We start from the raw sequence: 20,175 nt of genomic DNA on the forward strand, positions 1-20,175 counted from the left end.
ATCAAACCATGGCTCCCGAAAAGCAGGCAGCTTAGCGCCTTTGTTGCAGTTCGAGATAGAATGTACCGCGGCTCCGCACAAATGTGGCGTAATCTATCTTATGGAACCAGCTTTATGGAACTGGTCCCTGGTAGCCACCACGCCCCCGAACCCTTTCAGCAAACTTTCGGAAGGCTGGCGCGTTAATCTCGCGCGGTGGCGACGGAGAGGAAATGCTGATGAGCAAAGGCTTTCGATTTGATGTGCTCGCCAAGGGCGGCTACACGGCGCGGGGTGTCGTTTTCCTGCTGATAGCCGGGCTCGCGCTCTTCTCCGGCGTCGCCGGCGGCCGGCCGGAAACGAAGTCGGCGCTCTCGACGCTGCTGGCGCAGCCGTTCGGTCGGATCTGGGTCGGAATGATCGGTCTTGGACTTCTCGGATTTGTCGCCTGGAGGCTGGCCCAGTCCTTGGCGGATAGCGACGGCCACGGCCGGGACGGAAAGGCTTTGGCGATCCGGGCGGCACTGCTTGGCAGCGCCATCACCTATCTCGGGCTTGCCGGATATGCCCTCGGTGGTGCCATCTTCCTCGGTGGAGGGAGCGAAGGCTCGGGTGAAAAGGGGTTGGCTGGATGGATCATGTCGCAGCCGTTCGGATCCTACCTTGCGATCGCCGTTGGGGCTGGCTTTGTCATCGGCGGCATCGTGACGGTCGCAAAGGGCATCACCCGGAAGTTCGAGCGCTACGTTAAGATACCGGACAGCAAGGGTATCGTGACCTTGATATGCGTTTACGGTCTCGTCGCCCGTGGCATAGTGTTTGCGATCACCGGGATACTGTTCGCCTATGCCGGCTTCCGGGTGGATCCGCAACAGGCCGGCAGCATGGGCGACGCCCTGGAATGGGTCCGCCAGCTTCCGTTCGGATCCTTCCTCTACATCGCCGTCGCCGCCGGATTGGCAGCCTTCGGAATATACAACCTTGTCGAGGCACGGTACCGCGTCATTTCCAACCCGTCATTGGCAGGCGCCAGGCGTTCGATCCCGCTGGCGGGCTCCTGATACGCTTTGTCAGAAGCCGGCTTTCTTCGGTTGAAGCAGCAGAACTGCGGTCGCGGCCGCCTCCATCCGCGGTTTGTCGAGCGATATTTTATTTCGTCTTTTCGTTGTGGTTTTTCCCTGGATAACTGGCATTTTAACGAAGCCCGTATGATTTCGTTAGGCCCGCTTTGGCACCCTCCCCGCACCTTCGGGAGATGCCATGTTCACTGTGCTTTCATGTATCGCCGACCAGCATGACTGGACGTTGCTTTTCGTCGCCCTGTCGATCTGCTGCTTCGGCAGCCTGACGGCGGTTTTCATGCTGACACGTGCGCAGGAATGCGTGCGGCAGCATCACCACTCCTGGCTCATCGCCGCTGCCGTCGTTCTCGGCGCCAGCACCTGGGCAACCCATTTTATCGCGATGCTGGCTTATGCCGGTCCGGTGCCGATCGGCTACGACGGTCCCCTGATCATTCTGTCGATCATCGCCGCCGTCGTACTGTTTGCAGTGGCGGTTGAAATCGCTTTTATGGAAGGCGGCCAGCTTGTCCAGGCATCCGGCGGGGTCCTGTTCGGCGTTGCGATTGCGGCAATGCATTTCGTGGGGTTGCTCGCCATCACGCCGTTCAGCATGGTTTCGCTTGTCCCGGACAAATCGATCGTCGCCTGTGCGTTGGCAATCGGCTTCGGCATCGTTGCGGTTGCGGCCCTGCGGCACAGCGCCAGCAGGCGTTTTCATATTTTCGCCGGCGCGGCCTGCATCGTCCTGGCGATCTGCAGCCTCCACACCGTGTCGATGAGGGGGTCCAGATTACCCCTTCCGCCGAGCCCGTGCATGCCGATCTCTCCTCCGTCGATCGGATCGCCATCGCCATCGCCGTCTCGGTCATCTCCACCTTGATCCTGCTCGGAGCGGCCGCAGCGCTGTTCCTCGATCGTCATTTGACCGATCTGCGCGGGCTGGCGAATGCCTCGTTCGAGGGGCTTGTCATCGCCCAGGAGAATGTCGTCATCGATCTTAACGAGAAATTCGCTGCGATGGCCGGTAAGGCAGCCGCGTTTCTGAAAGGGCAACCGGTCGAGGCGGTGCTTGCGATCGAAAGGCGCCTCGGCATCGACACTTGCCAGGGAGCGGTGTGGCGCGACGGCCAGGACATGATTCCGGTCGAGATCCTGGCTCGAACGATCGAATATCGCGGGCGCGAGTGCCAGGTGATTGCCGTACGCGATCTGACGGAGCGCCATGAGGCGAGCCGCAGGATCGAGCATATGGCGCGCCACGACCCACTGACCGGTCTGGCGAACCGCCGCGAGTTCGACCGGCGTTTCGAAATGGCGATCGCCGGCGCTGCCGAAACCCCAAGCGGCCTGGCGCTGTTTGCCCTCGATCTCGACCGTTTCAAACTCGTCAACGACACATTCGGCCACGCCGCGGGGGACGCGGTTCTGCAGCGTGTCGCCCAGGTCTTGGTCCGGACTTTGCCGGCCGATGTTACGATCGCCCGCATGGGAGGAGACGAATTCTGCATCATCCTGGAAAACGCGTCCCGCCAACAGACGGAAGCGTTGTCGGCCGATCTGCAGCACGCCTTCGCGCAGGAGTTCGCAGATCTCGCCACCTCTTCGGGATTCGGTGCCAGCATCGGCATTGCGTTGTACCCGGAGCATGGCGTCACCGATCGGCGCCTGCGAAACAACGCCGATATGGCTCTCTACCGGGCCAAGAGCGGCGGCCGCGGCAGAGCCTGCACATTCGAGGCGGCGATGGACATTGAACTGCATGCCAAGCGGCAGCTCGAGCACGATCTGCGGCACGCAGTCGCCAAAGGAGAGCTGTTCCTGGTCTATCAGAGGATCGTCGACACCTCCTCGCAAGAACCGTGCGGCTACGAGGCGCTGTTGCGCTGGCGCCATGCAAGCCGAGGCGTCCTTGCACCGGCGGATTTCATCGCTGCCGCCGAAGAAACCGGCTGCATCATTCCCATCGGGATCTGGGTTCTGGAAGAAGCCTGCAGCGAGGCAGCGTCGTGGAAGGCCCCGCTGACGATCGCGGTCAACATCTCGCCGGTTCAGTTCCTGATGCCGAACCTGGTGGAGCAGTTCTCGCAAATTCTTGCGAAAACCGGGCTGCAGCCGGACCGCCTGGAGCTTGAGATCACCGAGACGGCGCTGTTCCGCGATCGGGCCGCCGTGCTTTCCACGCTTGGTCAACTGCGGGCGATGGGAATCCGGGTAGTGCTGGACGACTTCGGGACCGGTTATTCCTCGCTCGCCCATCTGCGGGATTTTCCGTTCGACAAGCTGAAGATCGACAGACGTTTCCTTGCCGGCATCGGCGTCGATCCCACCATCAGGGCACTGTTCGAGAATGTCATCGAGATGGCGTCGACGCTCAACCTGCCGGTGATTGCCGAAGGGGTCGAGACGCAGGAACAGCTTTCGATACTTCATGCAAGCCAGCCGGCGCAGATGCAGGGCTTCCTGTTCGGCAAGCCTGAGGCCGCGCCAAGCAGCCGGGCGCCGTTGAAAGCGATCGCCTGACCCGCCTGGGCAGAATTGTGGGTTTTCCAGCCGCTCCGGACTACTTTCCGTCGAGCCATTCTTGCAGTTCCGCCTCTGCCCGCTCCAGTGCGCTGTAGTTCAAGAGCTTGCGCAGGAAAGCCACGGTGACGGCGCGGGCGCGGAGATTGAAGCGGCCGTCCTCGTGATCGTCACCGGCGCTCTGGTAGACGTCGAGCTTGTCGTAGAGCTGCTGCAGGCGGTTCTGCACGCTGCGCAGCGACAGGCCCCGGCGTTTGGCGATCGCCCTGTCCGTCAGGCCGAGCGCGATATCGACGAGGACCTCGTATTCGGAATCGGTAAAACCGTTGGTCTGGCCGAGACTTTTCTGCTGCAGGCCGCGCACCTCGCGGTCGATGACGCACTGGCTCTCGATGAAGATCGAGCGCAGCGCCAGCTTCAGCCGCTCGTCCGAGGCGGATTTCAGCACATAGCCATAGGCGGCGCCATCCGGCACGATGCGCGAGACGCCGCGCACATAGGCCTCGTCGGAATAATTCGACCAGAACAGGATGCGGGTCTCGGGCCGCTCCTTCCAGATGGTGCGCGCCGCCTCGATGCCATTGCGGCTCGCCATTTGCAGGTCCATGACGATATGCGCCGACTTGTGGTCGCGGGCGAGCTTCTCGCCGACCGTTCCGTTCTCGGCCTCGATCACCGTGTCGCATTCCGGCAGGGCGGCGTTGACCGCCTCGTGCAGGTAGGAGCGGTGCAGCGGGTCGTCCTCGACGATCAGAACCTTCATTGCGCGTTTCTCCTCAGTCCGGCCCGCTTGCCGGGTTGTGCGGGGTCAGCGGCAGCACGACGCGCACCACGGTCCCGCGATTGTTGTGGCCGGGCCCGGTGGTGAAGCGCGCCGAGATCAGCCGCGCACGGGTCTTCATATTGTCGATGCCGCCGCCGATCCGTCCCCGCGCCTTGGCAAGCCCCGTTCCGTCGTCGAAAATTTCGATCGACAGCCGTTCCTCATCGGCCTCGAGCCGCACCGTCACGGCGAGGGGCGCGGCATGGCGCACCGCATTGTTGATCGCCTCCTGCGCGATCCGGAACAGCGCGACGCTGACGGTCGGTTCCAGCCGCTCCAATGCGCCGTGCGTTTCGTCGACCAGACCCCATTCGATGGCCGATCCCGTGTCGCGGGTCGAGCGGTCGAGATGATGCTCGATTGCCTGCGCGAGACCGAAGAGCTGGAGCACAGATGGTTTTGCCTGTTCGATGATTTGCCGCAGATCCTGCATGCAATGCTGCAGCGAACGCGAGACCGGCTCCAGCGCCTCCGGTGTCACCTCGCCGTTGCGCGACAGCCGATCGATCCGGCGGGCGAGCCGCGTCAGGTCGGCAAGCGTCTGGTCGTGCAGGTCCATGCCGATCCGCTGGCGTTCCTGCTCCAGCGCCTCGGTCAGCTTCAGCGCGCCCTGCCGCAGCCCCTCCTCGCGGGCGCGGGCCTCGGCCTCGACGATCGCCGAGCGTTGCGCCTGTTCGGCAGCCTGCAGCGCGAAGAAATAGGGCGTCAGCAGGTCGGCGATGATGCGGGCGCGTTCGATATCCTCCATCGTATAGACACCAGCCGTTCGCGATGAACAGGAGAGCGCCGCGATGATCGTGCCCTGCACCTTCATCGGCACATGCAGACGGCTTCTCAGCGACTCCTCGACGATCGGCCGCTTGAACGCACCCTCGAAATGGAAACGCGGGTCCGTCATGGCGTCTTCCGCCAGCAGAAAGTCCACCTCGCCCCAGAGCAGCGAACGGATCGGGCTGTTGACCACCGGCGCGCCGGCAAGATCGCCCCAGGCGGTTTCGATGCCCGTCTCGTAGGCCGTGTGGTAGTTGCCGCCCTCCAAGAGCACGCAGACATCGAGGTGGTCGTGCGGGATGATATGGGCGACCTCGGCCGCAACCGAACGGATGGCCGAGCGGAAGTCGAGCTGGCCCGCGAGCAGCCGGGAAATACCGAGATAGTGGTCGAACATCGCTGCGGGTGTGAGATGCAGCATTGTGATTCCTCCCTGAGACGGCACAGGCTCCTCAACCCGCCGCGATCCCTTCGCAGTAAGCGCCCGCGGAAGCGCCGCCGTCTTGCGTAAACCCGCAGCTAATTGCGCAAAACCCGCAAACGACTTGCTGCCTTGCCCCTGTACAGGCCGGTCGATCTCCCGCATCCTGCCCTTACTGAGAGGAGGAAGCTCAGTGCAAGAACAATTTTCACTCGGCCCCGATTGGGCAGGCAGGAGTGAAGCGATCCGCCGACCGGCGCGATCATCAGGGAGGAAGACATGACAATCCGCAAGATGCTTTTGGCATCGGCCGCTATTGCTTGCGCCGCGATGCCCGTTTCTGCCTTTGCCGACACGTCGGCCAAGAAAATCGCTCTTTCCAACAACTATGCCGGCAACTCATGGCGCCAGGCCATGCTGACGAGCTGGGGCAAGGTGACGGGCGAGGCCGTCAAGGCCGGCACCGTTGCCGCAGCCGACCCTTTCACCACCGCCGAGAACCAGGCAACGGAACAGGCCGCGCAGATCCAGAACATGATCCTGCAGGGTTATGACGCAATCGTGCTCAACGCCGCCTCGCCGACGGCGCTGAACGGCGCGGTCAAGGAAGCCTGCGACGCCGGCATCACCGTGGTGTCCTTCGACGGCATCGTCACCGAACCTTGCGCCTGGCGCATCGCCGTCAACTTCAAGGAAATGGGCCGCAGCGAAGTGGAGTACCTGTCGCAGAAACTCCCGCAGGGCGGCAACCTGCTCGAGATCCGCGGTCTTGCTGGTGTCTTCGTCGATGACGAGATCTCGGCCGGCATTCACGACGGCGTCAAGCAGTACCCGCAGTTCAAGGTCGTCGGCTCCGTTCACGGAGACTGGGCGCAGGACGTGGCGCAGAAGGCGGTTGCCGGCATCCTGCCGAGCCTGCCCGACATCGTCGGCGTGGTGACGCAGGGCGGCGACGGTTATGGCGCCGCGCAGGCGATTGCGGCGACCGACCGGAAGATGCCGACCATCATCATGGGCAACCGCGAAGACGAACTGAAGTGGTGGAAGGAGCAGAAGGACGGCAAGGGCTACGAGACCATGTCCGTGTCGATCGCGCCCGGCGTCTCCACGCTCGCCTTCTGGGTCGCTCAGCAGATCCTCGACGGCAAGGAAGTCAAGAAGGACCTCGTCGTGCCCTTCCTGCGCATCGACCAGGACAATCTCGAAACCAACCTCGCCAATACCCAGGCCGGCGGCGTCGCCAACGTGGAATACACGCAGGCAGACGCAATCAAGGTCATCGAGTCGGCAAAGTAACTCTCCCGGCGACTGCCGCGCGGCCGCACATGGCCGCGCGACATTCTTTGTGAAGCGGATCTGGCGGGCAGGATGAATGAGGTTTTGAAGGCGGTGATCGCCGTCGATGACGCCAAGGTGAGCTTCGGCGCGGTCAAGGCGCTCGACGGCGTCACGCTCCGCGTCATGCCGGGCGAATGCGTCGGGCTCGTCGGCCACAATGGCGCCGGCAAATCGACGATTGTCAGCGTGATCAACGGCGGTCTCACCCCGCACGAAGGAAGCGTTGCGAGCGACGGCGAACGGCTGGAACGCTATGGCATCAATGCCGCGCGTGCCCGCGGCGTGCGCTGCGTCTTCCAGGAGCTTTCGCTCTGCCCCAACCTTTCCATCGTCGAGAACACGCGCATCATGCATCGCCATCTCGGTGGCTTCGGCTGGCGGCGGCGCGCCGCAAAAATCATCGAGACGAGCCTCGACGCCGTCTTTCCCGGCCACGGCATCGACAGCGGCCGGGCCGTGGGCGATCTGTCGATTGCCGAGCGGCAGATGGTCGAGATTTCAATGGCCTTTTCCAACGCCGGCGTGGCGCCGCGCCTGGTGATCCTCGACGAGCCGACCTCGTCGCTCGACGCAAGCCTTGCCCGCCAGATGCTCGATCATGTCCGCCGCTTCGTCGCCGCCGGCGGCTCGGTCATCTTCATCTCGCATATCCTGCACGAGATCCTCGAAACCTCCGACCGCATCGTCGTCATGAAGGACGGCCGCGTCGTTGCCGAGCGTCCGGCGCCGGGCTTCGACCATCATGGTCTCGTCGAAGCGATGGGGACCGTTGCGAAGGAGGAGACCGCGCAGCGCTCGACGCGCGAACAATCCACCGCTCCGCTCATTCTGTCCCATCAGACGAAAGGCCTTCCCTTCACGGCGCTGAAGGGTGAGATCATCGCACTGGCGGGACTGGCCGGCCACGGGCAGACCGAATTGCTGCTCGCCCTGCATGCCGCCCAGTCCGGCAACTGGCTGCCCGAGCGCGATCCGCTCGTCACCTTCGTCGCCGGCGACCGCCGCCTCAATGGCGTCTTCGAACTCTGGAGCATCCTGCGCAACTTCTCCATCGCCTCGCTCGGTGACCTTACCCGGCACGGCCTTATCCTCGCCGATGAAGAGCAGACGAAGGGCGTCGATTGGAAGCGGCGGATCGAGATCCGCACACCCGATATGGCCAACCGCATCCTGTCGCTTTCCGGCGGCAACCAGCAGAAGGTGCTGTTTGCCCGCGCGCTGGCGACGCGCGCGCCTGTCGTCCTGATGGACGATCCGATGCGCGGCGTCGATGTCGGAACCAAGCAGGAGGTCTACGCGATCATCCGCGAGGAAGCGGCGCACGGCCGCACCTTCATCTGGTACTCCACTGAGATGGACGAGGTCCGCCTCTGCGACCGCGTCTATGTCTTCCGCGAAGGCCGCATCACCGCCGAACTCGCCGGCGACGCCGTCAACGAGACGAATATCATCGCCGCTTCCTTCGAAGGGGTCGCCGCATGACGTTCCGGATTTCGTCCGACGCCTTGCGTCTTACCATCCCCGCTCTGTCGCTGACGCTGCTGCTTGCCGCCGTCTTCTGGCTGCAGCCGCGCGCCATGAGCTATGTCGGGCTCAACCTGCTGTTCAACCTGGCTGTGCCCATCGCGCTTGCGACAATCGCCCAGATGCTGGTGATGGCGGTCAACGATCTCGATCTGTCGATGGGCACCTTCGTCAGCTTCGTCGCCTGCGTCACCGCGACCTTTCTCCGCGATGCCCCGGCGGTCGGCATCCTGATCCTTGCCGGCGCAATCGCCATCTATGCGGGCCTTGGCGTCGTCATCCATCTGCGCAACCTGCCCTCCATCGTCGTGACCCTCGGCATGAGCTTTGTCTGGGGCGGCCTTGCCGTGCTGCTGCTGCCGGCACCGGGCGGCCAGGCGCCGGATTGGGTACGCTGGCTTATGACCGTCAAGCCGCCGCTGGCGCCGATGGCGATCGTCGCCAGCATCGCCATCGCCGCCGTCGCCCATCTCCTCGTCATGCGCTCTTCGCTCGGCGTGCTGATCCGCGGCATCGGCGGCAACCAGCGCTCGGTCGAGCGCGCCGGCTGGTCGATCGTCGCTGCACGCGCCGGCGCCTACGGCCTTGCCGGCCTGTTCGCGGTGCTTGCTGGCATCGCCCTCGTCGGCCTGACGACCTCGGCCGATGCCAATATCGCGCTGCGCTACACGCTGCTGTCGATTGCCGGCGTGATCCTCGGCGGCGGCGAGTTCATCGGCGGCCGCGTCTCCCCTGTCGGCGCCGTCATCGGCGCGCTGACCCTGACGCTCGCCGGCTCGTTCCTGTCCTTCCTGCGCATCTCGCCGGACTGGCAGATCGGGGCGCAAGGCGCGATCCTGATCGTCGTGCTCGCACTTCGCCTGATGCTCAACCGCCTGGAGAAGCGGGAGAAACGCCGATGACCCCGCTGTTCGGTCTGTTCGGCAAACCCTGGATATGGTCGTGGCTTGCCGCCTTCACCGTCTGGTTCCTGACGATCATGGTGACACTCGGCGCCAGCACGCTTGGTCTGTCGCAGGCAGCCCTCACCTTCGCCGCCTTCTCGGTCATCGTCGGCATCGGCCAGATGTTCGTCATCACGCTGGGCCCCGGCAACATCGACCTCTCGGTTCCCGCCACCATGACGCTGGCCGGCACGGTGGCGCTGAAGCTGATGAATGTCGAAAACGGCATGATCCTGCCCGGTCTTCTCATTGCCATCGTCCTCGGCCTTGTTGTCGGCCTCGGCAATTATGCGCTGATCAAGGTCCTGCGCATTCCGCCGATCATCGCCACGCTGTCGATGAGCTTCATCGTCCAGTCCGCGGCGATCTGGACGAACCGCGGATTGCGCATCAAGCCTCCGACCATGCTGGCGGAGTTCACCACGTTGAACACGCTCGGTGTGCCGAATGTGGCGATCGTAGCACTCCTCATCTCGCTGCTTGCCTGGTTCCTGCTCGAAAAGACGATCTACGGGCGCTGGATCTCGGCGATCGGCCAGAGCATGCCGGCGGCGCGCATGGCCGGCATACCGGTCGACGGCACGCGCTTCGTCACCTACCTGTTCTGCGCCGTGCTTGCCGCGGTCGCGGGCTATCTGCTCGCCTGTTTCTCCGGCGGCGCGGCGCTCAACATGGGCTCCGAATATCTCTTGATGTCGATCGCCGTCGTCGTGATCGGCGGCACCGCCGTCGCCGGCGGCGATTCCAACGTGCCGGGCATCTGGGGCGCATCGCTCTTCATGTTCCTGGTCGTCTCCATGCTCAACACCTACGGGGTCGGCGCGGGCATCCGCCTCATCATGACCGGCCTCATCATCATCAGCGTCATCATGCTCGCCGGCGGCCGCCGGGCCGGCATGTGATAAACGGGAAGACCGCCATGGCCGAGGCCAGCATCTACGAAATCCACGACCCGCGCTTCCGGCAGATGATCGTAACAAGCGCCGGCCTCGACGAACTCTATTCCGGCTGCCGCTGGGCCGAGGGTCCCGTTTGGTTCAACGATGCGAACCAGCTGCTCTGGAGTGATATTCCCAACCAGCGTATGATGCGATGGACGCCCGAGAGCGGCGTCTCCGTCTATCGGCAACCGTCCAACTTCACCAACGGCCATGCGCGCGACCGGCAGGGTCGGCTGATCTCCTGCGAGCACGGGACGCGCCGCATCACCCGCACCGAGATCGACGGCTCGATTACCGTGCTCGCCGACCGTTTCGAGGGCGCAAGGCTCAATTCGCCGAACGACGTGGTGGTGAAATCCGACGGCACGATCTGGTTCACCGACCCGACCTACGGCATCATGTCGGATTATGAAGGCTACCGCGCCGTGCCGGAGCAGCCGACCCGAAACGTCTACCGGCTCGATCCGGCGACCGGGGGGCTTGCGGCTGTCGTCACCGATTTCATCCAGCCGAACGGCCTTGCGTTCTCCCCCGACGAGACCATTCTATACGTGGCGGATTCGGCGGCAAGCCACGATGAAAGCCTGCCGCGCCACATAAGGGCTTTCGACGTGGCCGACGGCCTCAGGCTTGAAAACGGCCGCGTCTTCTGCCTCATCGACAACGGCATTCCGGACGGCATCCGCACCGACGTGAACGGAAACCTCTGGTCGAGTGCCGGTGATGGCGTGCATTGCTTCGATCCGGCCGGCAAACTGATCGGCAAGATCCGCGTGCCGCAAACCGTCGCCAACCTCACCTTCGGTGGTCCCAAGCGCAACCGGCTGTTCATTGCGGCGACGCGTTCGATCTATTCGGTCTATGTCGCCGTCAGCGGTGCTCAGATGCCGTGAGAGCGTGATTCTACTCGGCGTCTCGCTATCGTCGGTGGAACGGCGGGCCGCTAAAATGGAGCCGCGGTTGCGGTTGGCGCTTTAGACCGCCAGCATCGGCCAGGCAGAAGCGCCCGCATGGCGCTTGATCCGGAACGTCCCCGCCGGCAGCGGTCGAGAAAGCCAGCCGCCCTCCCTATGGTTTGGCAGCCCAGGCAAATCGCCGGTCCCCAAAATCGCTTGCTCCGTCGCATCTCCTCAGAAAAAAGTTTTGATCTCCGGCCCTGTGAGTTAGATATCACAAGTCCAAAAGCGCGCGTTCGGCTTCGAGCGTCAATTCCCGGAGTTGCATCATGAAAATCGCGCCGCAGCAGCGGATCTATGTCTGCTTCTTTCTCTTCGCCGTGTCGCTGGGGGCGCTGTTGTCGAGGATGCCGGATTTGCAGGTTGCGCTTGACGTCGACAAGTCGGAGCTTGGGTTGACATTGATAGCGGCTGCGATCGGCGCCTTGATTTCGTTGGCTTTGTCTTCGCCCGTGATCGCCCGGCTTGGCGCGCGGACAACGGCATTCATTACTGTTCTCGGCACGTCTGCGCTGCTGTCGCTGGTGCCGTGGATTGGTGCGGCGCCGGTCGTGTTCTGTGTGCTTTTCGTCGAGGGGATGCTCGCTGGGGCGCTGGAGATCAATCTCAATGTCGAGATTGATCGCATCGAAGCACAGTTAGGACGCGGCGTGATGAACAGGGCGCATGGTTTCTGGAGCCTCGGCTTCTTCGTCACGGCGCTTGTCTCCTCGGTCGTCCGCCAAGCCGGTATTTCGATGCAACTCCATCTCGCCGTGACCTTTGCAGCGGTACTTGTGCTCGGCGTCTGGGCGATTTCAGGTATGCGCAATGCGCCCGCGCGGACCCCGTTGAATGAAGGCAAGGCGCCACTGGTGGCGCTTCCCACCCGGAGCCTCATGCCGCTCTGCGTGATCGGCATCGCGGCCTTTCTCGTCGAAGGTGCCGGGATCGACTGGTCGGCGATCTATATGCGCGACGTGTTTTCAGTCGAGCCCTTCATTGGCGGACTAGGATTGACCCTCTTTACTTTCTGCATGGCACTGGCGCGCCTGTTCGTCGATCCGCTGGTCGATCGGTTTGGCCCGCGGGCCGTCGCCACGATGTTGCTTGTCCTTTCGGCTATTGGCATTTGCGCTGTCTGGGGCGCTCCGCATGCCTATGTGGCACTGGCGGGCTTTGCCGCGATGGGCGCGGGCTGCAGCGCGGTCTATCCTCTCGCCGTCTCGGCGGCGGCCCAGCGCACAGATCGCGCGGCGCATCTCAACGTCGCCGCCCTTGGCCAGATGACCTTCGTCGTCTTCTTCCTGGCGCCGCCGCTGCTCGGTTTCATTGCCGAACATGCGGGCATCAGGACATCCTATCTCGTCTGCCTTCCGTTGATCGTCTACGCGCTCTTTTCGGTTAAGGTGCTTGCTCAGCGCCGGGCGGCCTGCGGCGGCAGCGTTGCGAGCGTTCGGAGCGTCAACGGGTGATCGATCGAGCTGGCTGTTTCGGCGGCTTGATTGGTTCGGCGAAAAGCATAGGCCAGCACGCCGTAGCGCATGCTCGGCGCTCCCATTTGTATGCGTTTTAGGCCGCCGGCGTCGCAGATCCGACAGTCCGCCGACTGCTCATGCTAGATGATCATCGCGTCGAGCCGGAGCGCGAACACGGTTGCCAACAGAGGTCGATCATCATGACTAGCGTGCGTATCCATGATAACGTCCTCCTAGCCGTCATGATCGCCTGCGTCGGCACGTGTTACGGATTCGGCCTCAGCCTTTTTCCTCAGATCATCCCCGACATGCGGAAAGATCTTGCCTTCGACTATTCCTTCGTCGGCACGGTCACCGGCCTGGTGCAGTTTTCCACAGTGGCATTCGCCGTGCTCGGTACCTGGCTCGTCCATCGCATCGGCGCCGCACGGACGGTGGTGGCGTCCGTGTCGCTCTGCGGGCTCTGCCTGTCGAGCATCCCCATTAGTGACAATCTCTATGTGGTTGCCGGCCTGCTGATGGTCGCCGGCGCGACTGGCGCATCGACTTTCGTGCCGATGATTAATCTTGCCTCGCGGGTGGTAAGAGCAGACCAGCGCGGCTTTGCCATGAGCCTGATCTCCAGCGCCCCGGCCTTTGGCGTCCTCATCAACAGCGCACTCGTGGCGGCATACGCCGGAAGCGGTCACTGGCAGATGGTCTGGTTCCTCACAGGCGCGGCCACGATCGCACTGGCGGTTGTCACTCACATTCTCTTCGGGCGGGCCGGCCTCTTCGACAGCGGGACAAGTCACCAAACGCTGGCGCCAACTGCTGGCGGTTCAGCAAGCCTGCGCTCCATCATGCCATGGGTGACGCTGATCTTCGCGCTCGGCTTCATCAACGGGCTGATGCCATATCCCTATCTCACCTATCTCTCGCCGTTCCTGCGCGAGGAACTCGGCTACTCCGTCGGCTTTGCCTCATGGCTCTGGGCAACGATCGGGGCGGTGGGGATAAGCGCAGGCTTCGCCATTGGCACGATATCGTCGCGTCTCGGATCGCGCTATGCCATGCTTACCTGTTACTCAAGCTTCCTCGCCGCCGGCGCCCTCGTCGTCCTCGATCCCTCGATGGAACTCTCGACTCTGTCCGGCATCTTCTTTTCGCTGGGCTTTTATCCGATCTATGGCTTGCTGCCGGCCTACGTCTCACATCGCGCCACGCCCCGCGTCGCGGTCACTGTCTTAGGCATCTGCACCGTGCTCCAAGGCATCGGCGGCACTGCTGGGAACTTCTTTGGCGGCGTGATCCAGACCTCGACTGAGAGTTTCAGCGGCATCTATCTCGCCGTTGCAGTTACGGCCGCCGTCGCCGCGGCGATGACGATCTCGCTGCCGAAGGACCAGAGTGTGCAGGCCGTATAGCGTCTGCCGATGCTGCCTTTGCCCGGCGCAAAGGCTATTCTATGTTGGCATCCTGGCAGCACTCGCCAACTGATTTTTTGCCGGGCAGGGCTTTTCGAAGAGCGGCGAGATTACCATTTCCGGCATCTGGCGCGAAATGCTGGAAGTCCGGCAGGCCTTCACCAAGCTGACGACGGAGCCGGGGCCGGACATCGCGCCACACCCCGACCGGCAGATCGTCGTCCTCGAGCGCAAGGCTTGGGCCGACTTGATCCCAACCCTCAGGCCCGGCGACATCGTCATTCTCGACAATCTCGGTTCTCACAAACAAGGCCATCCGCGATGCCATCAAAGCGCCGGCGCCAGGCTATGGTTCTTGCCGAAATACTTGCCGGACCTAAATCCGATTGAGCAGAGTGGGAAAGGCGACATCGTGTTTGGAGAAGACCCTGAAAACCAGTCCGGGAAGGACAGACAACGATCATGACACGCTCGCGCCGCCCCTCATTGCCATTCCTCAACGAGTCCAATGCAACGCTGCAGTCTCGTCCGATCCGCAAGCGCGATCCCGACCAGCCAAGCCTTCCGTTCGATCCAATGCCGGCGAGGGTCGAGCCATGCCTCGCACTGCTGAAGCCCCGCGTGCCGATCGGGCCGGATTGGCTCTACGAGGCGAAGTGGGATGGCTACCGGCTTGCGATCCACATCGAGCCGAAGGGCGTTCGTGTCATCACCCGCGGCGGCCATGACTGGACGCATCGTTTTCCCACCATCGCCGCGGCCGCCAAGGAACTCGGTGTGGCCACCGCCATACTGGATGGAGAAGCCGTGGTTATGGATGATCACGGCCGGTCGGATTTCGGCGCGCTGCAACGTTCGCTCGGCGGTCGCGGCGGCAAGCGGGCCTCGAACGAGTCCATTCTCTACGCCTTCGACCTTTTGTATCTTGACGGGCATGACCTCACAGGCACCGAGCTCGCCGTGCGCCGGCACCTTCTTGAAGACCTGATACCGGAAGGTAGTGGGACGATCCGCTTTTCCGAAGAAATAGACCTGCCGGGTGACGAGCTCCTCGATCACGCCTGCCATCATGGGCTGGAAGGCATCATCGCCAAGCATCGCGATCAGCCCTACCGCAGTGGCCGCACGGGCGACTGGCTGAAGATCAAGTGCGTCGAGAGCGAGAGCTTTATGATCGTCGGCTACGAACAATCGGCGGCCGCCCGCGGCGGCATCGGCAGCCTGCTGCTCGCCGGCAAGAAGGGTTTCGACTGGGTTTCCGTGGGGGCGGTCGGAACTGGTTTCAGTGCCAGCGATGCCGAAGACCTGAAAAAAACGCTCGACCGGTTGAAGACGAACCGGCCGGCCGTCCCCTTGAGGGGCAAACGCTACGTCTTCGTGCAGCCGACCCTCATCGCCGAGATCGAGTTTCGCGGCTGGACGGATGACGGCAGCCTCCGTCATGCGTCGTATAAGGGGCTGCGCGAAGTTCAGGACAACGCCGCCGTGTTCGATATGACCGGCTTTGGCAGTTGAGGTCGGCGATCGTCAGGTTTTCAGCTGCCGTCGGAGAGTCTCTCCAGAAGAAGCCCAAGCGTGGGGCGCCATTCGAAGATCTCGACGCTCGCGTAAACACCGGAGCGGACGAAGGGGTCTCCTGCGCTGAACGCCTCGAACTCGGCGAGCGTCTCGACCTCCGCGATCACGAGGGCGGTTGAACCCCCGCCCGCCGCCGGCGGCGCGGAAGGGCCGGAAAGCAGGATGCGGATCGCTGTGCCCTGCAGATAGGCCTTGCGTTTCTCCAGCAATCGCGAGCGCTCGGCGCGCTTGCCAGGGTCGGATACCGCATAGCGGGCAACGATCATCGTCCGTCCTCGATCGGCGTCAGCACGAAATCGAAATCGGAGCGCCAGATGGTTGGACGATCTATGCGCTCGAAAGGTGCGACAAGGCTGTGTTTGACGCCAAATACCGTATCGGATTCCAGGTAGGGATCGTCGCCGACGAAAGTGTGGGTTACGAGCTTCTGATAACCCGGAGCCGTGATCAGGTAATGGGTGTGGGCGGGACGATAGGGATGGCGGCCGAGGGATGCCAGCATCTGGCCGACCGGGCCGTCATCCGGGATCGGATAGGAGACCGGCTTGATGCCGACGAAACTATAAGCGCCATCGGCGCCGGTGACGAAAATGCCCCGGTTGTTCCATTTCGGCTGGATATCCGGCTGCTGGACGTCGTAGAACCCATCGGCATTATCCGACCAGACATCGATCCGGGCTCCCTCGATCGGATTGCCGTTAAGATCGAGCACCCGCCCGATGAACAGACAACTCTCGCCCTTGCCGTCGAGCGAGATGTTTTCACCCATATGCCGTATGGGCGCCCCTTCGACATGGAACGGCCCGAACACGGTATTCTCCGTGGCGCCCGGCGGACGCCGGTTGTTGATCGCATCCACCAGCATCGAGAAACCCAGCGTATCGCTGAGCAGGATGAACTCCTGTCGCTCGTCATGACAGAGATGGCCGGTTCGGGTCAGGAAGCCGATGGCCAACGCCCATTCCTCCTGGCTCAGGCTGACATCCCTGGCAAAAGCATGCAGATGCTTGACCAGCGACGACATGATTTCGGCCAGGCGCGGATTAATGTCCCGCCCCATGCGCGCGTTGACGGCTTCCACGGATCTCTCTTCGCTGAAATATTCAGGCACGTGGCCATCCCTCCTGAGGCGTTAACGCGGCCGCGCGCCCTCCCAGGCGCTCTGCAACAAAGCCCGGATCGCTTTTCCTTCGATCGGACGCGGGTTCCAATAGGGATTCCGAGCGGCGATTTCGGCCGCGCGGTCCAAATCGGCCTCCTTCATGCCGAGATCTCGCAGCGCCAGGGGGGCGCCGATTGAAGCGGCAAAATCATAAAGACCGCGGCCGAGCGAGCCGCCGAAAAGCTCGGCGGCAGGCCTTAACGCATCCGTTGCGGCTGCGGCGTTATAGTCGGCGGAATGGGGAAGAACGACCGCATGGGTTTCGGCGTGCGGCAGATCGAAGCTGCCGCCGAGCGTGTGGCAAAGTTTGTGATGCAGGGCCATCCCGACCGTTCCGAGTACCGTGCCGCACAGCCAGGACCCGTAAAGCGCTTCGCTTCGCGCTTCGATGTCCCGAGGGGCTTGGACGATCTGAGGCAGAGCGTGCTTCAGCGCCCGCAGGCCCTCGATCGCCATCATCGACGAGATTGGATTGCGGTCCTCTGCGTAGAGACCTTCGACCGCATGCGCCATTGCATTGAGCCCGCTGCTGACGCTGATCTCGACCGGCAGGCTCAATGTCAATTCAGGATCGTAGATCACCACCTCGGGCAGGATGCCCGCTCCACGCACTGTCGTCTTCTGGCCGTTCTCCGTCTGGCCGAGGATCGGTGTGACCTCCGAGCCCGCATAGGTCGTCGCCACCACGATTTGCGGTGCGTCGTTGCGATAGGCGATCGCCTTGCCGAGCCCGATCGTCGATCCGCCGCCGATTGCGACGACGCAATCGGCGCCGGCTTGGTTGTATCTAGCCATTGCACGTTCGGTCACATCGACCGGCGTATGCATTGCCGCCTCGTGAAACAGTCCCGCCGCGAGCGGGCCGAGGGAGGCGGCGATCCGTTCTGCCTCTTGCTTCTGGTGCCGGGTCGAAAGGATCAGGGCGCGTTTGCCGCCCTGCCCTGCAACCGCCTCGGCGAGACGGCTCAGTGAACCGCTCCCGAAGATGATCTCAGCCGCGCTGGCCGTGTATCTGAAAGGTGCGACCATGCTATCGATCGAGTTTGAATAGTGAAACCGCATTGGTGCGACCGATCTTCAGCCGATCGGCTTCGGAAATGGTGGCGCTGTCGAACCAGTTTGCAGCATGGTCGATGTTTTCGAATGGCCAGTCTGTCGAAAACAGAATTCTGTCCGCGCCGATTTCCAGCATAGCATCGATCAGTGATTGCGTGCGGAAATTCCCCGACGTCGTGATGTAGAAATTCTGGTTGAAATAATCGGCGATCGGGCGTTTGGCCGGATAGTTCTTTTCCACCTTGACCCAGGCATTCCGGTTGTCGATGCGCCACATCATGAAGGGCAGCCCCTCCCCCATGTGACCGACGATGATCCGCAAAGCCGGATGTTCGTCGAATAGGCCGGATCCCATCAGGCGCAGCGCATGAACTGCGGTCTCCTGCGCGAACGCCCATGTCGGACCCATCAGCCAGGAGTGGCCGGCATAGATGCGGCTATCCTGCGGCAGCGGGTTGCGCGGGTGCAGATAGAAGGGAATGTTGAGTTTTTCGACTTCGGCCCAGAACGAACGGTATTGCGGCAGATCGTAATAGAGCGGCGTCGTTCCGTCGCCCTCCTGCGAGAAGCCGTTGACCAGTGCGCCGACGAAGCCCAGCGTCGTTACGCAGCGCTGCAGTTCCTGCGTCGCCGCATCCGGATCCTGCAGGGGTAAAGCGGCAAATCCCAGAAAACGGTTGGGGTTCTTGACGCATTGCTCCGCCAGAAAGTCGTTGGCGCGCCGGGAAATCTCCAGGGCCTTGGCCTTGTCCGGGATTGCCTGCACGGCCGGAGCGTTCAGCGACAGGATCATTTTTTCGATGCCGTGGGCATCCATCAGCCGCAAACGCTTGTCCTGGATATCGAGAAGGCGGGCGGATAGTTCAGTCCAGTAGTCGCCCGGCACGAATCCAGCCGAATCCTGCAACGTCTCGGGAATGGCGAAATGTTCTTCAAGCGCGATCTTGCCTTGCACGATATGCTCTCTTTCCTGTCTTTCGAAACAATGACGGTGGCGGGTCAGAATTGTCCCTTGGGCGGAAGACCGAGCAGCTGCTGGCCGACCATGGTGCCGACGGCATCCCAGTTCATGGAAATGTGGCGCCCGACGGCATTGGTATCTCGCCATGCGCGCTGGACGGGATTGGACATCTGCAGGCCAAGGCCGCCTGTCGACGCGTTGAGTGCCTCCACGGCCCGAAGCGCCAAGCTGACCGCAAAGGACTGGCTGCGGCGGGCGAGTATCCGATCTTCCCCAGTGATCTCGGCGGCGCCATCCTCGCGGGCCTGGGCCAATTGCTGCGCCCGGGCAATATCGCGCAGAAGGATTTCGCGGGCGGCATCGACGGATGCGGAGGCTTCCGCCACGCGAAGCTGGATCGTCGGAAATTCCGCGATCTTGTTGTTGCCGCCGGCAACCGCACCCCGCGTCACACGGGTCCCGATGTGGTCGATATAGCTATCCAATGCGCCCTTCGCCGCACCGACGGCGGCGCTGCCGAGGCAGAAGGGAATGCCCATGAGGAGCGGAATGTTGAAAAGGCCGATGCCCTGGTAGCCACGCCCGCCCGGTGTTCTGCCGGAGGTCGCATCCGCAAAGCTCAGCATGCGGTATTCCGGAACGAAGACCTCCTTGAGGATCAGGCTCTTCGAGCCGGTGCCGGCGAGGCCGACGACATCCCAGGTCTCGGCAATGGTATAATCGCCGGCCGGAACCAGAAGAAACGCCGGCACCGGACGCTCGCCCTCGCCTTTTGGCGGAATGATCGCCGCACAGAGCGCCCATCCTGCATTTTCGCATCCACTGGCAAAGGCCCAGTCGCCGGATAGCCGGAAACCACCGTGGACGCGCTCAGCCATGCGGACCGGCGCATAGGAACCGCAGAGCAGCGCATCCGGATTGTCGCCCCATACTTCCTGCTGAACCCGTTCGTCGAACATGGCAAGCAGCCATTGATGCGCGGAAAGCAGGCCGGCAACCCAGCCGGTGGAGGCACAGGCCGACGACAGTTCGATATTGGCATCGACAAGCTCCGCAAACGATCCTTCGGCGCCGCCGAAACGGCCAGGCTTGACGATGTCGAAGTAGCCGGCCGAGCGTAGCAGATCGATATTGCGCGCCGGCACTCGGCCCGATTTTTCCGTATCGCGCGCACCGGCACGGATTTCATTCAGCATCGGGGCGATGCGGTCTGCAAGACATGCGGTCTCGACCCGCGCCGAGGCGGGAAACAGGGCGGCTGTATTGTTCATGGA

Annotated in this window: 18 protein-coding genes and 1 pseudogene; 12 read left to right on the forward strand and 7 right to left on the reverse strand. The window is 62.9% G+C overall.

The window, feature by feature from the left end; genetic code table 11:
• Nucleotides 1-218 precede the first annotated feature (218 nt).
• The 3 genes from OS035_RS28035 (at nucleotide 219) to OS035_RS28045 (ending at nucleotide 3,563) form a co-directional block, all read left to right on the forward strand.
• Nucleotides 219-1,040 (forward strand): DUF1206 domain-containing protein, encoded by an 822-nt coding sequence (locus tag OS035_RS28035; protein ID WP_331814272.1) that lies wholly within the window; start codon nucleotides 219-221, stop codon nucleotides 1,038-1,040.
• A gap of 199 nt (nucleotides 1,041-1,239) precedes the next feature.
• On the forward strand, nucleotides 1,240-1,923 hold the full coding sequence (locus OS035_RS28040) for an MHYT domain-containing protein (protein ID WP_331814274.1): 684 nt from the start codon (nucleotides 1,240-1,242) through the stop codon (nucleotides 1,921-1,923).
• Nucleotides 1,854-3,563: a putative bifunctional diguanylate cyclase/phosphodiesterase gene (locus OS035_RS28045; protein WP_331814276.1), complete on the forward strand. Its 1,710-nt coding sequence runs from the start codon at nucleotides 1,854-1,856 to the stop codon at nucleotides 3,561-3,563. Before OS035_RS28040 ends, OS035_RS28045 begins: the two co-directional genes overlap by 70 nt.
• A gap of 40 nt (nucleotides 3,564-3,603) precedes the next feature.
• Here OS035_RS28045 and OS035_RS28050 read toward each other — a convergent pair whose 3' ends face one another.
• Both OS035_RS28050 and OS035_RS28055 read right to left on the reverse strand, forming a co-directional pair.
• Nucleotides 3,604-4,326, reverse strand: coding sequence for a response regulator transcription factor (locus OS035_RS28050; RefSeq protein WP_183778158.1), 723 nt, complete (start codon nucleotides 4,324-4,326; stop codon nucleotides 3,604-3,606).
• A gap of 13 nt (nucleotides 4,327-4,339) precedes the next feature.
• Nucleotides 4,340-5,578: a GAF domain-containing sensor histidine kinase gene (locus OS035_RS28055; RefSeq protein WP_183778160.1), complete on the reverse strand. Its 1,239-nt coding sequence runs from the start codon at nucleotides 5,576-5,578 to the stop codon at nucleotides 4,340-4,342.
• 279 nt (nucleotides 5,579-5,857) lie between these two features.
• On the opposite strand from OS035_RS28055, the gene OS035_RS28060 reads away from it, so the two are divergent.
• The 9 genes and pseudogenes from OS035_RS28060 to ligD all read left to right on the forward strand — a co-directional run bounded on the left by OS035_RS28060 (nucleotide 5,858) and on the right by ligD (nucleotide 15,659).
• Entirely contained in the window at nucleotides 5,858-6,874 is a 1,017-nt protein-coding gene (locus OS035_RS28060; protein WP_183778162.1) for an ABC transporter substrate-binding protein, read from the forward strand.
• Nucleotides 6,875-6,946: 72 nt separating this feature from the next.
• On the forward strand, nucleotides 6,947-8,398 hold the full coding sequence (locus OS035_RS28065; RefSeq protein ID WP_183778164.1) for a sugar ABC transporter ATP-binding protein: 1,452 nt from the start codon (nucleotides 6,947-6,949) through the stop codon (nucleotides 8,396-8,398).
• Nucleotides 8,395-9,342, forward strand: coding sequence for an ABC transporter permease (locus tag OS035_RS28070; RefSeq protein WP_183778166.1), 948 nt, complete (start codon nucleotides 8,395-8,397; stop codon nucleotides 9,340-9,342). The genes OS035_RS28065 and OS035_RS28070 overlap by 4 nt, the downstream gene beginning before the upstream one ends.
• Nucleotides 9,339-10,286: an ABC transporter permease gene (locus OS035_RS28075; RefSeq protein WP_183778168.1), complete on the forward strand. Its 948-nt coding sequence runs from the start codon at nucleotides 9,339-9,341 to the stop codon at nucleotides 10,284-10,286. The genes OS035_RS28070 and OS035_RS28075 overlap by 4 nt, the downstream gene beginning before the upstream one ends.
• Before the next feature lie 17 nt (nucleotides 10,287-10,303).
• Nucleotides 10,304-11,218, forward strand: coding sequence for an SMP-30/gluconolactonase/LRE family protein (locus OS035_RS28080; protein WP_183778170.1), 915 nt, complete (start codon nucleotides 10,304-10,306; stop codon nucleotides 11,216-11,218).
• Nucleotides 11,219-11,550: 332 nt separating this feature from the next.
• On the forward strand, nucleotides 11,551-12,735 hold the full coding sequence (locus OS035_RS28085) for an MFS transporter (RefSeq protein ID WP_331814279.1): 1,185 nt from the start codon (nucleotides 11,551-11,553) through the stop codon (nucleotides 12,733-12,735).
• A gap of 203 nt (nucleotides 12,736-12,938) precedes the next feature.
• Complete coding sequence (locus OS035_RS28090; RefSeq protein ID WP_183778174.1) at nucleotides 12,939-14,144, forward strand: MFS transporter; 1,206 nt, start codon at nucleotides 12,939-12,941, stop codon at nucleotides 14,142-14,144.
• Between the two features lie 247 nt (nucleotides 14,145-14,391).
• Nucleotides 14,392-14,538, forward strand: a pseudogene (locus tag OS035_RS28100) (transposase); the annotation flags it as partial.
• Between the two features lie 68 nt (nucleotides 14,539-14,606).
• Nucleotides 14,607-15,659: a non-homologous end-joining DNA ligase gene (ligD, locus tag OS035_RS28105; protein ID WP_183778176.1), complete on the forward strand. Its 1,053-nt coding sequence runs from the start codon at nucleotides 14,607-14,609 to the stop codon at nucleotides 15,657-15,659.
• Between the two features lie 20 nt (nucleotides 15,660-15,679).
• Here ligD and OS035_RS28110 read toward each other — a convergent pair whose 3' ends face one another.
• The 5 genes from OS035_RS28110 to OS035_RS28130 are packed head-to-tail and all read right to left on the reverse strand — an operon-like array spanning nucleotide 15,680 to nucleotide 20,172.
• On the reverse strand, nucleotides 15,680-15,988 hold the full coding sequence (locus OS035_RS28110) for a YciI family protein (protein WP_331814282.1): 309 nt from the start codon (nucleotides 15,986-15,988) through the stop codon (nucleotides 15,680-15,682).
• Nucleotides 15,985-16,833 carry a dioxygenase family protein gene (locus OS035_RS28115; RefSeq protein ID WP_183778180.1) on the reverse strand — a complete coding sequence of 283 codons (849 nt, stop codon included), beginning with the start codon at nucleotides 16,831-16,833 and terminating at the stop codon, nucleotides 15,985-15,987. The genes OS035_RS28110 and OS035_RS28115 overlap by 4 nt, the downstream gene beginning before the upstream one ends.
• Before the next feature lie 21 nt (nucleotides 16,834-16,854).
• The gene (locus tag OS035_RS28120) at nucleotides 16,855-17,913 is read right to left on the reverse strand and encodes a maleylacetate reductase (RefSeq protein WP_183778181.1); all 1,059 of its coding nucleotides are present in this window, start codon (nucleotides 17,911-17,913) and stop codon (nucleotides 16,855-16,857) included.
• Nucleotide 17,914: 1 nt separating this feature from the next.
• The gene (tsdA, locus tag OS035_RS28125; protein WP_183778190.1) at nucleotides 17,915-18,895 is read right to left on the reverse strand and encodes a gamma-resorcylate decarboxylase; all 981 of its coding nucleotides are present in this window, start codon (nucleotides 18,893-18,895) and stop codon (nucleotides 17,915-17,917) included.
• A 44-nt stretch (nucleotides 18,896-18,939) separates the two neighbouring features.
• Nucleotides 18,940-20,172, reverse strand: coding sequence for a flavin-dependent monooxygenase (locus tag OS035_RS28130; protein WP_331814286.1), 1,233 nt, complete (start codon nucleotides 20,170-20,172; stop codon nucleotides 18,940-18,942).
• Nucleotides 20,173-20,175 lie beyond the last annotated feature (3 nt).

This window comes from Rhizobium sp. 268 (assembly GCF_036571585.1).
GTDB classification, from domain to species: domain Bacteria; phylum Pseudomonadota; class Alphaproteobacteria; order Rhizobiales; family Rhizobiaceae; genus Rhizobium; species Rhizobium redzepovicii.

What these genes read in the sequence shown, in the direction of transcription:
- OS035_RS28035 (WP_331814272.1), top strand. Translation starts at nt 219, where the DNA reads ATGAGCAAAGGCTTTCGATTTGATGTGCTCGCCAAGGGCGGCTACACG.
- OS035_RS28040 (WP_331814274.1), top strand. Translation starts at nt 1,240, where the DNA reads ATGTTCACTGTGCTTTCATGTATCGCCGACCAGCATGACTGGACGTTG.
- OS035_RS28050 (WP_183778158.1), bottom strand. Translation starts at nt 4,326, where the DNA reads ATGAAGGTTCTGATCGTCGAGGACGACCCGCTGCACCGCTCCTACCTG.
- OS035_RS28055 (WP_183778160.1), bottom strand. Translation starts at nt 5,578, where the DNA reads ATGCTGCATCTCACACCCGCAGCGATGTTCGACCACTATCTCGGTATT.
- OS035_RS28060 (WP_183778162.1), top strand. Translation starts at nt 5,858, where the DNA reads ATGACAATCCGCAAGATGCTTTTGGCATCGGCCGCTATTGCTTGCGCC.
- OS035_RS28065 (WP_183778164.1), top strand. Translation starts at nt 6,947, where the DNA reads ATGAATGAGGTTTTGAAGGCGGTGATCGCCGTCGATGACGCCAAGGTG.
- OS035_RS28070 (WP_183778166.1), top strand. Translation starts at nt 8,395, where the DNA reads ATGACGTTCCGGATTTCGTCCGACGCCTTGCGTCTTACCATCCCCGCT.
- OS035_RS28075 (WP_183778168.1), top strand. Translation starts at nt 9,339, where the DNA reads ATGACCCCGCTGTTCGGTCTGTTCGGCAAACCCTGGATATGGTCGTGG.
- OS035_RS28080 (WP_183778170.1), top strand. Translation starts at nt 10,304, where the DNA reads ATGGCCGAGGCCAGCATCTACGAAATCCACGACCCGCGCTTCCGGCAG.
- OS035_RS28085 (WP_331814279.1), top strand. Translation starts at nt 11,551, where the DNA reads ATGAAAATCGCGCCGCAGCAGCGGATCTATGTCTGCTTCTTTCTCTTC.
- OS035_RS28090 (WP_183778174.1), top strand. Translation starts at nt 12,939, where the DNA reads ATGACTAGCGTGCGTATCCATGATAACGTCCTCCTAGCCGTCATGATC.
- ligD (WP_183778176.1), top strand. Translation starts at nt 14,607, where the DNA reads ATGACACGCTCGCGCCGCCCCTCATTGCCATTCCTCAACGAGTCCAAT.
- OS035_RS28110 (WP_331814282.1), bottom strand. Translation starts at nt 15,988, where the DNA reads ATGATCGTTGCCCGCTATGCGGTATCCGACCCTGGCAAGCGCGCCGAG.
- OS035_RS28120 (WP_183778181.1), bottom strand. Translation starts at nt 17,913, where the DNA reads ATGGTCGCACCTTTCAGATACACGGCCAGCGCGGCTGAGATCATCTTC.
- OS035_RS28130 (WP_331814286.1), bottom strand. Translation starts at nt 20,172, where the DNA reads ATGAACAATACAGCCGCCCTGTTTCCCGCCTCGGCGCGGGTCGAGACC.